The organism is Streptomyces cavernicola (assembly GCF_029968035.1).
In the GTDB taxonomy this organism is placed as follows: Bacteria; Actinomycetota; Actinomycetes; order Streptomycetales; family Streptomycetaceae; genus Streptomyces; species Streptomyces cavernicola.
The window spans coordinates 80,393-92,808 of sequence record NZ_JASCIQ010000024.1 but is presented as its reverse complement, the minus strand read 5'-3'; the positions used below and the strand labels follow the sequence as shown (position 1 = coordinate 92,808).

Genomic DNA, 12,416 nt, shown 5'->3' with positions numbered 1-12,416 from the left:
CCTATGGTAGGTGGCCGTCCGCCGTGCCTGCGCCTCGAGCCGGGGTGGCCGTCGACCGCCCTCCGGGCTCGTCCTCGATCTCCCCGAGCCTCCGGCCGGGAGTCGTCCCCGGACGGGCTGAGATGCGTCCGCGTCCCCGCAACACCCCCGCGAATACCACAAGCCCCAGCGCCAGCGCCGTCACCAGGCCGAACGAGGCGACGAGCGACGTCGCGTCGGCGATCGCGCCGATCGCCGAGGGGGCGATCAGACCCGAGGTGTACGTGATGGTCGCGACGCCCGCGATCGCCAGGCTCGGGTTGTCGCCGCTGCGCCCCGCCGCCGCGAACGCCAGCGGCACGACCACCGCGATACCGAGTCCGAGGCAGCCGAAACCGGCCATGGCCTGCGCCGGGTGCGCCGAGGTCACCACCAGGACGCCGCCGAGGGTCGCGAGCAGCCCGCCGACGCGGACCGTGCGCACCGCGCCGAACCGGTCCACCACCCGGTCGCCCGCGATCCGCGCCACCGCCATCGTCAGCGCGAACGCGGTCGTGCAGGCGGCCGCGAGCCCGGCCGACGCCGCCAGCTCGCCCCGCAGGTACACCGCCGACCAGTCCAGGCTCGCCCCCTCCGCGAACACCGCGCAGAACCCGACGAGGCCGATGAGCACGGCCGACCTCGGCGGCAGCGCGAAGCGCGGCGGCGGCTCCTCGTCCGGGGTGGAGTGCAGGTCGAGCACGCCCTGGCAGCAGACCAGGCCGAGCACGGTCAGGACGGCGGCGGCAAGCGCGTGGTGCAGCCGGGCGTCCGCCCCGAGGTGCGCGGCGAGCGTGCCGGCCGCCGAGCCGAGCAGGGCGCCGATGCTCCACATGCCGTGCAGGCCGGACATGATCGAGCGGCCGAGCCGGTTCTCCACCTCCACGCCGAGCGCGTTCATCGCGACGTCCGACATGCCGGAGGTCGCCCCGTACACGAAGAGGGCGGCGCAGAGGGTGAGCAGGTTCGGGGCGAGTGCGGGCAGGGTGAGGGAGAGCGTCCACAGGGCGAGGAGGCCACGCAGGGCGGTGCGGGCGCCGAAGCGGTGGCTGACCGCGCCCGCGAGCGGCATCGCGAGGGAGGCGCCGATGGCGGGGAACGCGAGCGCGAGGCCCAACTGGCCGGCGCTCGCGCCGGTGTGCTCCTGGATCCAGGGCACGCGGGTCGCGAACGAGCCGGTCACCGCGCCGTGCACGCAGAAGACGGCGGCCACTGCGTGCCGGGCGCGCCTCAACTGCCTTGCGGAGTGCGCTTGTTCGCCCATGCTGGTGGCCATCCCTTCTTTCTCCCCACCCCGCCCCTTCCCGAAAGCCTGCGGCAGCTGCGGGGGCTCCGCCCCCGGACCCCTGCTCCTCAAACGCCGGCCCGATAGGGGCTTTTCAGGGGCGCGGGGAACTGCGCGATCAGCCACGACGGCGCAGCAGTCGAACGACGGGGGGGTCCGGGGGCGCAGCCCCCGTAGCCGTCCGCCAGGACTTTCGGGAAGGGGCGGGGTGGGGAAGAAGAAGCGCGCCCGCAGCGGTCAGCGGCCGACCGCACCGCCCACGAACTCCCCGAACGTCCCCTCGCCCACCGCGTGTTCAGGAGTCAGCAGACCCCCCGCGCGCAGCGCGGCGAAGAGCCGGCCCGGGAGCCGTACGCCGAGCACCGGGCGCCGCTTGCCGACAGCCCGCAGATACGTCCGTACGAGCGCCTCCAGGCTCAGCACCTCCGGGCCGCCCAGCTCCTCCGCGTGCCCCGCCGGCTCGCCGAGGGCCAGAGCGACCAGGCGGGCGGCGACCTCGTCCACCGCGACCGGCTGCAGCCGTACCCCCGTCGGCACGAGAGCGACCGGGAGTTTCGTCAGGCCGCGGGCGAAGGTCAGGGCCAGCTCGTGGAACTGTGTCGCCCGCAGGATCGTGAAGCCGAGCCCGGACTCCTCGATCAGCCGCTCCACCTGCAGTTTCGTGCGGTAGTAGCCGAGCGGCACGCGATCGATGCCGACGATCGAGATGTAGACCAGGTGCCGCACCCCGGCCGCCCGCGCCGCGTCGATCAGATGGCGTGCCGCGGTCTCGTCCGCACCGCCCTTCGGCGTCGTCGCGCAGTGCACGATCACCTCCGCCCCGGCCACGGCGTCCGCCAGACCCGCACCGGTCAGGAGGTCCACCGGGTACTGCACGGAGCGGCGGCTCAGCTCCCGCACCTCGTGCCCGCCGCTCGCCCGCAGCCGCTCGATGACGAACCGGCCGAGGGTGCCGGTCCCGCCGGTCACCAGGATCGTGGTCATGGTCGTTCGGTCCCTTCGGGGCGGGGCGCTCCCCGGTGGAGCGCCCGACACCAGCTGAGAACCGGAGAGCCCGCCCGGATGTGACAAGCCGAGCCGAAAAGCCCGAGCCGGACGCCCTCAGCCCCCGGCCGCCCCCAGCTGCCGCCGTACGAACGTGAGCTTCTCCGGGTTCACCACGACCCGCACATCGGCGATCGCCCCGTCCTCCCGCACCTCGAACGACGCTACCGCCGTCAGCTCGCCGCCCAGACGCGCCACGAGCGCCGTCCAGCCGTTGACCTCCACCGCCGCGAGCTCGACGCCGACCAGGAACCGCTCCGCCGCACCGGCCAGGAACCGCAGCACCTTCTCGCGCCCCACGATCGGCCGCCGGGCTGCGGTGATCCGGCCGCCGCCGTCGCCCCACCACGTCACGTCGTCGGCCAGGAGCTTCTCCAGACCGGCCACATCGCCCTCGCGCGCCGCCGCGATGAACGACTCCACGAGCCCCCGCTGCTGCTCGGGCCGCGGCACGAACCGCGGCGTCCCGGCCGCCACCCGCCGCACCGCCCTGCCGTACAGCTGCCGCGCGTTGGCCTCGCCGACGTCGAGCACCCCGGCGATCTCCCGATGGCTGTACGCGAACGCCTCCCGCAGCACGTACACCGCGCGCTCCGCCGGAGTCAGCCGTTCCAGGAGGACGAGCAGCGCCGTCGAGACCGAGTCGCGCTGCTCCGCCGAGTCCAGCGGGCCGAGCGCGCCCGAGCCGGTCACCACCGGCTCCGGCAGCCACGGTCCGACGTACTCCTCACGGCGGGCCCGCGCCGACGTCAGCCGATTGACGCAAAGGTTGGTCACGACCTTCGCCAGCCAGGCCGCCGGCTGCTCGATGTCCGCGCGCACCGCCTTCGACCAGCGCAGATACGCGTCCTGCACGGCGTCGTCGGCCTCCTGGGCCGAGCCGAGCAGACGGTAGGCGAGGGCGAACATGCGGGGCCGGTGCGTCTCGAACTCGGCGGCAGGATCGGTCGTCGTCGTCACGGCGACAGCGTGCCAGAGCGCCCGACGGCGCAGCCGTGCCCGGAATCGGGTCCGACCTGACGAAGTCACGACTTTCTCGGCGCTGTGAGTCAGCCCACACGCGATCGCCCGCATGGGTGACGATCAGCCGTGGCAGACTGGCCGTGTAACAGCAGCAGCGCACTCCGGGGTCGGTGTAATTCCGAACCGGCGGTAATAGTCCGCGACCCGGCCGCATCCAGTGGCCGGTTGAGCAGGTGAAATTCCTGCACCGACGGTGAAAGTCCGGATGGGAGGCAGTGCGCGGCGGGCAGGCACATCCGTGTATGCCGCGCCGTCGGTCCGTCCTACGTCAGGGCGACCGTCGTCCGGCGTCCCCGGTGCTCAGCGTTCCTCGCCCGTCAGATCTGTCGTCATCGACAGCCCCGGAGTCCGTGCCCGAAGAGGCAGGAGGACCCGGTGGCCACCGCAGCCGAAACAGCCGCCATGCGGCAGGCGATCGCGCTCGCCGCGCGCGCACTCGGCGCCACAAGCCCCAACCCGGTCGTCGGCTGCGTCGTCCTCGACGCCACCGGAACCGTGGTCGGAGAGGGCTACCACCAGCGCGCCGGCGGACCCCACGCCGAAGTGCACGCCCTGCGCGCCGCCGGCGAGAAGGCCCGCGGCGGCACCGCCGTCGTCACCCTCGAACCCTGCAACCACACCGGCCGCACCGGCCCCTGCGCCCAGGCCCTCCTCGACGCCGGGATCGCCCGCGTCGTCCACGCCGTCCCGGACCCCACCCCCACGGCCACCGGCGGCGCCCAGCGCCTGCGCGCGGCCGGCGTCGACGTCGAGCAGGGCCTCCTGGAGGACGAGGCGCGCGCGGGCAACATCGCCTGGCTCACCGCCGCCAAGTCCGGCCGCCCGTACGTCACTTGGAAGTACGCCGCGACGCTCGACGGCCGCATCGCCGCCGCCGACCGCAGCAGCCGCTGGATCACCTCGCCCGAGTCCCGCGCCGACGTCCACCGGCTGCGCGCCGAGTCGGACGCCGTCGTCGTCGGCTCCGGCACCCAGTGCGCCGACGACCCGCATCTCGCGGTGCGCGGCATCGACGGCGCGGTGCAGCCGCTGCGCGTCGTCGTCGACACCGACGGCACGGCGGTCACGGCGAGTTCGCGGGTCCTCGACGACGCGGCGCCCACCCTCGTCGCCGTCGCCGAGGACGCCACGACCGAACTTGCCGCCGCCGTACGCCTCCCGCGTGCAACGGACGGCAAGGGCCTCGACATCCCCGCCCTCCTCGCCGAACTCCACGCCCGCGGCGTCCGCTCCGTACTCCTCGAAGGCGGACCCACCCTCGCCGGCGCGTTCGTCGCCGCCGGCGCCGTCGACCGCGTCGTCGGCTACCTCGCCCCCGTCCTCCTCGGCGCCGGCCCCACCGCACTGGCCGACGCCGGGATCGGCACCATCGCCGACGCGCTGCGGCTCGACATCACCGAGACCGTCCGCATCGGCCCCGATCTCCGGATCACCGCAGCACCCGCCGTCCCCGCCGCCTCGTCCCCCAAGGAGCGCTGAAGTGTTCACCGGAATCGTCGAAGAACTGGGTGAGGTCACCGCCGTCGAGAACCTCGGCGACGCCTCCCGCTTCCGCCTGCGCGGCCCCGTCGTCACGCAGGACGCCGCGCACGGCGACTCCATCGCCGTCAACGGCGTCTGCCTGACCGTCGTCGAGCACGAGGGCGACGAGTTCACCGCCGACGTGATGGCCGAGACCCTGAACCGCTCCAGCCTCGGCGCGCTCGGCGAGGGCTCCCGCGTCAACCTGGAGCGGCCCACCGCGGTCGGCGCCCGCCTCGGCGGCCACATCGTGCAGGGCCACGTCGACGGCGTCGGCACCATCGAGGAGCGCAAGCCCTCCGAGAACTGGGAGATCGTCAAGGTCTCCCTGCCCGCCCAGCTCTCCCGGTACGTGGTCGAGAAGGGCTCCATCACCGTCGACGGCGTCAGCCTCACCGTCGTCGACGCCGGACCGGACTACTTCACCATCAGCCTCATCCCCACCACCCTCGCCCTGACCACGCTCGGCTTGAAGCAGCCCGGCGACCCGGTCAACCTCGAAGTGGACGTCATCGCCAAGTACGTCGAGCGCCTCCTCGGCGACCGGGCCCCGGCGGCGGACCAGGCGCAGGAGGCAGGGAAGTGAGCGCCCTGAACTGGCTGAACACCGAGGCCTTCAGCGCCTTCGGCCAGCACGTCATCTGGTCCGACATGATCGGCAACACCATCGGCCTCGGCGCCCTCGCCCTCGGCTGGCGCCGCTCCGTGTGGACCTGGCCCGCCCAGTTCCTCTCCGGCCTGATCCTCGTCGGCGCGTACGCCTCCGCGCAGCTCGCCGGCGGCGTCGGCAAGCAGCTCCTCGTCATCGGCGTCGCCCTGTGGGGCTGGCGGCAGTGGAGCCGCGGCAAGCAGCAGGCCCAGGACGGCACCATCGCCGTACGGTTCGCCACCTGGAAGGAGCGCGGCGCGCTCCTCGCCGCCGCGGCCGTCGGCACCCTCGCCGTCGGCGGCCTCTTCAGCGCCTACCCGTCCCTGTCCTGGAGCCCCTGGGCGGACGCGTACATATTCGTCGGGACCCTCGTCGCGATGGTCGCCCAGGCCCGCGGCCTGGTGGAGTTCTGGTTCGCCTGGCTCCTCGTCGACCTCGTCGGCGTCCCCCTCGCCTTCAACAGCGGCCTCGCCTTCTCCGGCCTGGTCTACGTGATCTACCTCGCCCTCGTCCTGTGGGGGATGCGCGACTGGTGGCTGCGCTCCCGAGTGACGGCGCCCGCCCTGGAAGGAGCAACGGCATGAGCACGGCACCCCACTGGTACTCCGGCGACGAAACGGAGAGCCTCGTCCTCGACCCGATCGAGCAGGCCATCGCGGACATCGCGGCCGGCCGCCCCGTCGTCGTCGTCGACGACGAGGACCGGGAGAACGAAGGCGACCTGATCGTCGCCGCCGAGAAGGCGACCCCCGAGATCGTCGCGTTCATGATGAGCGAGTGCCGCGGCCTGATCTGCGCGCCCATGGAGGGCGACGAGCTCGACCGCCTCGAACTGCCCCAAATGGTCGACAACAACACCGAGTTGATGCGGACGGCCTTCACCGTCTCCGTCGACGCGGGCCCCGCGCACGGCGTCACCACCGGCATCTCCGCCGCCGACCGCGCCACCACCCTGCAGCTCCTCGCCGACGGCCACGCCCAGGCGGGCGACTTCGTCCGGCCCGGCCACATCTTCCCGCTGCGCGCCCGCACCGGCGGCGTCCTCGTCCGCAACGGCCACACCGAGGCCGCCGTCGACCTCGCCCGGCTCGCCGGCCTCCGCCCGGCCGGCGCCATCGTGGAGATCGCCGGCGAGGACGGCAAGATGCTCCGCCTGCCCGAGCTGATCCCGTTCGCCCGCAAGCACGGCCTGACGATCATCTCCATTGAGGACCTGATCGCCTACCGACGCTCCAGCGAACCCACCGTGCACCGCGAGGCCCAGGTCCAACTCCCCACCGCCCACGGCGAGTTCACCGCGTACGGCTACCGCTCCTCGGTCGACGGAGTCGAGCACGTCGCCCTCGTCCAGGGCGAGATCGGCGACGGCGAGGACGTCCTCGTCCGCGTCCACTCCGAATGCCTCACCGGCGACGTCTTCCACTCCCTGCGCTGCGACTGCGGACCCCAGCTGGAGGCCTCCATGCAGCGCATCACCGAAGAGGGCCGCGGCATCGTCGTCTACCTCCGCGGCCACGAGGGGCGCGGCATCGGCCTGCTCTCCAAGCTCCGCGCCTACGCCCTGCAGGAGCGCGGCCGCGACACCCTCGACGCCAACCTGGAACTCGGCCTGCCCGCCGACGCCCGGGACTACGCGGCCGGCGCGCAGATCCTCGCCGACCTCGGCGTACGCAGCCTGCGCCTGCTCACCAACAACCCCGACAAGAGCGAGGCGCTCACCGCCCACGGACTCAAGGTCACGCGCCGCGAGCCGATGCCCGTACAGGCGGGCGAGCACAACCTGCGCTACCTGCAGACCAAGCGCGACCGCATGGGCCACGAACTCCCGTGGCTCGACGCGCAGTAGCACCACCGGCAACTCGTACAGCACACAGCACACAGCACACCCCGAGGAGAGACGTGAGCGGCAAGGGCGCACCCGTACTGAGCGTGGAGAACTGCAGCGACCTGCGGGTCGCGGTGATCGCGGCCCAGTGGCACGAGAAGGTCATGGACGGCCTCGTCGACGGCGCCCTGCGCGCCCTGAACGAGTTCGGCATCGACGAGCCGACCCTTCTGCGCGTCCCCGGCAGCTTCGAACTGCCGGTCGTCGCCAAGGTCCTCGCCGGCCGCGGCTACGACGCGGTCGTCGCCCTCGGCGTCGTCATCCGCGGCGGCACCCCGCACTTCGACTACGTCTGCCAGGGCGTGACCAACGGCCTCACCCAGGTCTCCATCGACACCGGCGTCCCCGTCGGCTTCGGCGTCCTCACCTGCGACACCGAGGAGCAGGCCCTGGACCGCGCCGGCATCGAGGGCTCCAGCGAGGACAAGGGCCACGAGGCGGTCACCGCGGCCGTCGCCACCGCCACCACGCTCCGCTCCGTCTCCGAGCCCTGGCGCTGAGGGAGGCGGAAGGGCCGCGTAGAGTAAGCCTCACCATGTCCAAGAAGACTTTCGAGGAGCTCTTCACCGAGCTCCAGCACAAGGCCGCCCACGCCGACCCCACCACGTCCCGCACCGCCGAGCTGGTGGACAAGGGCGTGCACGCGATCGGCAAGAAGGTCGTCGAGGAGGCCGCCGAAGTCTGGATGGCCGCCGAGTACGAGGGCAAGGAAGCCGCCGCCGAGGAGATCTCCCAGCTCCTGTACCACGTACAGGTGATGATGGTCGCCCGCGGCATCTCCCTCGACGACGTCTACGCCAACCTCTGAACCTCCCGTTCTCACCCCCGTATCACCACACGCAAAGGAAGCCGACCTCATGCTGCGCATCGCCGTCCCCAACAAGGGTTCACTGTCAGGACCTGCGTCGGCGATGCTCCATGAGGCCGGCTACCGGCAGCGCAAGGAGTCCAAGGAACTCGTCACGGTCGACCCCGACAACGAGGTCGAGTTCTTCTACCTGCGCCCCAAGGACATCGCGATCTACGTGTCCTCCGGCAAGCTCGACATCGGCATCACCGGCGAGGACCTCCTGATCGACTCCGGCGCGCAGGCCGAGGTCATCCTGCCGCTCGGCTTCGCCCGCTCCACCTTCCGCTTCGCCTCCCGGCCCGGCGCCGTCAAGGACCTCGCGGACCTCGCGGGCCGCACCATCGCCACCTCGTACGAGGGCATCGTCGCCAAGCACCTCGCCGAGCGCGGCGTGGAGGCCTCCGTCGTGCACCTCGACGGCGCGGTCGAGACGGCCATCGAGCTCGGCGTCGCCGACGCCATCGCCGACGTCGTCGAGACCGGCACCTCGCTCCGCAACGCCGGCCTCGAAGTCTTCGGCGAGCCGATCATGCGCTCCGAGGCCTGCGTGATCCGTGCCAAGGGCAACGACGCCGAGGACCCCAAGGTCCAGCAGTTCCTGCGCCGCCTCCAGGGCGTCCTGGTCGCCCGGACCTACGTGATGATGGACTACGACTGCCGCGCCGAGCACCTGGAGAAGGCCGTCGCCCTCACCCCGGGCCTGGAGTCGCCGACCGTCTCGCCGCTGCACAACGAGGGCTGGGTCGCCGTCCGCGCGATGGTCCCCGCCAAGGACGCGCAGCGCATCATGGACGACCTCTACGAGCTGGGCGCGCGGGCCATCCTCACCACGGCCATCCACGCCTGCCGCCTCTGACCGCGACCGCCCGCCCCTCCTGACCTCGCCGACGGATTCCCGCACATGTCCGAACTGCCCCCGCTGCCCGTCACGTTCCGGCCCGGCCGCACCCGCGCGGTGCTGCTCACCGTCGGCGTCGCGGTCTTCGCGGTGATCACCACCGTCGCCCTGCTCCTGGAGAACCTGGGACCCGGCGAACGGGCCAGCTTCGTCTTCACGGCCGCCCTGTTCCTCGGCGTGCTCGTGCTGCTCGCCCGCCCCAAGGTGGTGGCCGAGGAATCCGGCGTCACCGTCGTCAACCTCGCCAGCCGCCGCACCCTGGAATGGGCGGAGATCGTCCAGGTCAACCTGCGCCCGGGTGACCCCTGGGTGTTCCTCAACCTGAGCGACGGCACGAGCCTGCCCGCCATGGGCATCCAGCCCGGCATCGCCAAGGAGCGCGCCATCCGCGACGCCCGTGCGCTGCGGGCCCTCGCCGAGGCGCGCGGCACCGGACCCAGCTGAGCCTCCCCGCACGGGGCTCACCTGAACGGGCCCCGGGCGCACATCACACCGGCACCCCGCATGACCTCGGCCGGTGCGGGGCAGGAGCCCCGCACCGCGGCCGTCCCGGCCCTGCACTCCGGGTGGCCTTCTTGACTACTCTGGTGCCGGTGGCGACCCCAGCGCGCCCCGCCCCGCACCACAGCACCCCGGGCCGGCCCCGGCCGCGGGGCCTTCCTGCGACCCGAGGAGTGACTTACTCCGGCAATGGACGGATCGTCCGGTAGTACCTGCGCCGCCCCCTTCCGGCAGGCGGCGGCATGACCATCCCTTTGCTGCTTCTCGCAGCGGCCTTCCTGCTGATCCTCGCCAACGGCTTCTTCGTGGCGGCCGAGTTCGGCCTCGTCACCGTGGAGCGGGCGGACGCCGAGCGCGCCGCCGCCGAAGGCGACCGGCGGGCCCGCCGCGTGGTGAAGTCCCTGCGCGAGCTGTCCTTCCAGCTCTCCGGCACCCAACTCGGCATCACCATCACCTCGTTGGTGGTCGGCATGCTCGCCGAGCCCGCCCTCGCCCAGCTGCTCGCCGGGCCGCTCACCGCGGTCGGCCTGCCGCACGGCGCCGTACCGGGCGTCTCCGTCCTCATAGGCATGCTGCTCGCCTCCGCCGTGCAGATGGTGATCGGCGAGCTCGTCCCGAAGAACTGGGCGGTGTCCCGGCCGATGCAGGTCGCGCGGTTCGTCGCAGGACCGCAGCACGCCTTCGCCCGCCTCTTCCGCCCCGTCATCGCCGGCCTGAACGCCGTCGCCAACCGGCTCGTACGGGCCCTCGGCGTCGAGCCCGCCGAAGAGCTGGCCTCCGCCCGCACTCCCGGCGAGCTGGTCTCCCTCGCCCGGCACTCCGCCGAGGCGGGCGCCCTTGAAGAGGACACCGCCGACCTGTTCGTGCGCACCCTCTCCCTCGGCGAACTCACCGCACAGCACGTGATGACCCCGCGCGTGAAGGTCAGCGCCCTGCAGGCCTCGGCCACCGCCGCCGACGTGGTCAACCTGACCCGCGCCACCGGCCTGTCCCGCTTCCCCGTCTACCGCGAGCGGATCGACGAGATCGTCGGCGTCGTCCACCTCAAGGACGCCCTCGCCGTACGCGGCCAGGAACGGCACCGCGCCCCGGTCGGCCGGATAGCGGTGGCCCCGCTGCTCGTCCCGCAGACCCTGCCCGTACAGCCCCTCCTGGAGCGGCTGCGCAGCGAGCAGCCGATGGCCGTCGTCGTCGACGAGTACGGCGGCACCGCCGGCGTCGTCACCCTGGAGGACATCGTCGAGGAACTCGTCGGCGAGGTCCGCGACGAGCACGACGTGCACGACCTGCCCCAACTCGCGGCCGTACCCGCCGAGGACGGCCGCCCCGCCTGGGACGCCGACGGCGGCTGCCGCCTCGACACCCTCCTCCGTATCGGCCTCGAAGCGCCCGAGGGCCCGTACGAGACGGTCGCCGGACTCGTCGCCGACCTCCTCGGCCGCATCCCGGCCCCCGGCGACCGGGCCGAACTGCCCGGCTGGCAGCTGGCCGTGCGCCAGGTCGACCACTACCGTGCGGAGCGCGTCCGGATCGTCCGCACCGGCCTCGGGTCCGCTCCTGCTGAAACTGCTCCGGCCACGACTGCGGAGGCGGTCCGATGAGCCTGCTCCAACTCCTCTTCGCCGTGCTCCTCGTGCTCGGCAACGGCTTCTTCGTCGGCGCCGAGTTCGCGCTGGTCTCGGTCCGGCGCAGCCAGATCGAACCGCTCGACGGCAAGCGGCCGCAGCAAGTCCTGTACGGCCTGGAGAACCTGCCGCAGATGATGGCCGCCGCCCAGTTCGGCATCACCGTCTGCTCGTTGACGCTCGGCGCGGTCGCCGAGCCGACGGTCGCGCACCTCCTGGAGCCGGTCTTCCTCGCGGCGCACGTCCCGGAGGGCCTGATCCACCCGCTCGGGTACGTGATCGCCCTGGCCGTGGTCGTGTTCCTGCACCTCGTCATCGGCGAGATGGTGCCGAAGAACCTCGCGATGGCCGCGCCGGAGAAGACCGCGCTGTGGCTCAGCCCGGGGCTCGTCGCCTTCGCCCGCCTCTGCCGCCCGGTCACGGCCGGCCTCGGCGCGTGCGCCCGCCTCGTCCTGAAACTCTTCCGGGTCGACCCGAAGGACGAGGTGGAGGCGGTCTTCACCAGCGTCCAGCTGGGGCAGCTCGTGGAGGACTCCGGACAGGCCGGGCTCCTCGAACCGGCCGAGCAGGAACGCCTGGAGGACGCCCTCGAACTCGGCTCCCGCCCGGTCACGGACGTCCTCCTCACCCGGGCGGCGCTCGTCACCGTCGACCCTTCGGTCACCCCGCACCGGATCGAGGAGCTGACGGTCCGCACCGGCTACTCGCGTTTCCCGGTCTGCGCGGAGGGCGGTGCGTTCATGGGCTACCTGCATGTGAAGGACGTCCTGGACCTGGAGGACCCGGAGCGGGCGGTGCCGCAGCAGATCTGGCGGCCGCTGCCGACGCTGCGGGCGGAACTCCCGCTGGACGACGCCCTGACGCTGATGCGCCGCGCGGCCACGCACCTGGCCCAGGTCACGGACGCCTCCGGCCGCGTCCTCGGCCTGGTCGCCCTGGAGGACGTCCTCGAACTCCTCGTCGGCGAGGTCCGCGACCCGGCGCATCGGACGGTGCCGCTGGTACGGGTGGGGGAGCCGAGGGTGGAACGGGCTTCGGAGGTCCTGGCGGGGTAGGGCTTTTTCCCCTACCCGCCCCTTCCCGAAAGCCTGCGGCGCTGTTCTGTCGGCTGCCCCGC

13 protein-coding genes and 1 riboswitch are annotated in these 12,416 nt (G+C 72.7%); of the genes, 10 read left to right on the top strand and 3 right to left on the bottom strand.

Features of this window, described 5'->3' with window-relative positions; genetic code table 11:
* Position 1 precedes the first annotated feature (1 nt).
* The 3 genes from QIS96_RS22620 to QIS96_RS22610 all read right to left on the bottom strand — a co-directional run bounded on the left by QIS96_RS22620 (position 2) and on the right by QIS96_RS22610 (position 3,307).
* Positions 2–1,294, bottom strand: a complete 1,293-nt coding sequence (locus QIS96_RS22620) for an MFS transporter (protein ID WP_282544523.1) — start codon at positions 1,292–1,294, stop codon at positions 2–4.
* 246 nt (positions 1,295–1,540) lie between these two features.
* Positions 1,541–2,287: an SDR family oxidoreductase gene (locus QIS96_RS22615; protein ID WP_282544522.1), complete on the bottom strand. Its 747-nt coding sequence runs from the start codon at positions 2,285–2,287 to the stop codon at positions 1,541–1,543.
* Between the two features lie 117 nt (positions 2,288–2,404).
* Positions 2,405–3,307 (bottom strand): RNA polymerase sigma-70 factor, encoded by a 903-nt coding sequence (locus tag QIS96_RS22610; protein ID WP_282544521.1) that lies wholly within the window; start codon positions 3,305–3,307, stop codon positions 2,405–2,407.
* A gap of 155 nt (positions 3,308–3,462) precedes the next feature.
* A riboswitch (FMN riboswitch) is annotated at positions 3,463–3,593 on the top strand.
* Between the two features lie 152 nt (positions 3,594–3,745).
* Between QIS96_RS22610 and ribD the strand changes: the two genes are divergently transcribed.
* The 10 genes from ribD (at position 3,746) to QIS96_RS22560 (ending at position 12,354) form a co-directional block, all read left to right on the top strand.
* On the top strand, positions 3,746–4,849 hold the full coding sequence (gene ribD / locus QIS96_RS22605) for a bifunctional diaminohydroxyphosphoribosylaminopyrimidine deaminase/5-amino-6-(5-phosphoribosylamino)uracil reductase RibD (RefSeq protein WP_282544520.1): 1,104 nt from the start codon (positions 3,746–3,748) through the stop codon (positions 4,847–4,849).
* A gap of 1 nt (position 4,850) precedes the next feature.
* Positions 4,851–5,477 (top strand): riboflavin synthase, encoded by a 627-nt coding sequence (locus QIS96_RS22600; protein WP_282544519.1) that lies wholly within the window; start codon positions 4,851–4,853, stop codon positions 5,475–5,477.
* Positions 5,474–6,124 carry a nicotinamide mononucleotide transporter family protein gene (locus QIS96_RS22595; RefSeq protein WP_282544518.1) on the top strand — a complete coding sequence of 217 codons (651 nt, stop codon included), beginning with the start codon at positions 5,474–5,476 and terminating at the stop codon, positions 6,122–6,124. The genes QIS96_RS22600 and QIS96_RS22595 overlap by 4 nt, the downstream gene beginning before the upstream one ends.
* Entirely contained in the window at positions 6,121–7,386 is a 1,266-nt protein-coding gene (locus tag QIS96_RS22590; protein WP_282544517.1) for a bifunctional 3,4-dihydroxy-2-butanone-4-phosphate synthase/GTP cyclohydrolase II, read from the top strand. Before QIS96_RS22595 ends, QIS96_RS22590 begins: the two co-directional genes overlap by 4 nt.
* 53 nt (positions 7,387–7,439) lie before the next feature.
* Positions 7,440–7,925: a 6,7-dimethyl-8-ribityllumazine synthase gene (gene ribH / locus QIS96_RS22585; protein WP_282544516.1), complete on the top strand. Its 486-nt coding sequence runs from the start codon at positions 7,440–7,442 to the stop codon at positions 7,923–7,925.
* Between the two features lie 35 nt (positions 7,926–7,960).
* Complete coding sequence (locus QIS96_RS22580) at positions 7,961–8,233, top strand: phosphoribosyl-ATP diphosphatase (RefSeq protein ID WP_282544515.1); 273 nt, start codon at positions 7,961–7,963, stop codon at positions 8,231–8,233.
* Between the two features lie 49 nt (positions 8,234–8,282).
* Positions 8,283–9,131 (top strand): ATP phosphoribosyltransferase, encoded by an 849-nt coding sequence (gene hisG / locus QIS96_RS22575; RefSeq protein ID WP_282544514.1) that lies wholly within the window; start codon positions 8,283–8,285, stop codon positions 9,129–9,131.
* Positions 9,132–9,176: 45 nt separating this feature from the next.
* Entirely contained in the window at positions 9,177–9,617 is a 441-nt protein-coding gene (locus tag QIS96_RS22570; protein ID WP_282544513.1) for a PH domain-containing protein, read from the top strand.
* Positions 9,618–9,916: 299 nt separating this feature from the next.
* Entirely contained in the window at positions 9,917–11,275 is a 1,359-nt protein-coding gene (locus QIS96_RS22565) for a hemolysin family protein (RefSeq protein ID WP_282544512.1), read from the top strand.
* On the top strand, positions 11,272–12,354 hold the full coding sequence (locus QIS96_RS22560) for a hemolysin family protein (RefSeq protein ID WP_282544511.1): 1,083 nt from the start codon (positions 11,272–11,274) through the stop codon (positions 12,352–12,354). The genes QIS96_RS22565 and QIS96_RS22560 overlap by 4 nt, the downstream gene beginning before the upstream one ends.
* The last annotated feature ends 62 nt before the right edge of the window (positions 12,355–12,416 follow it).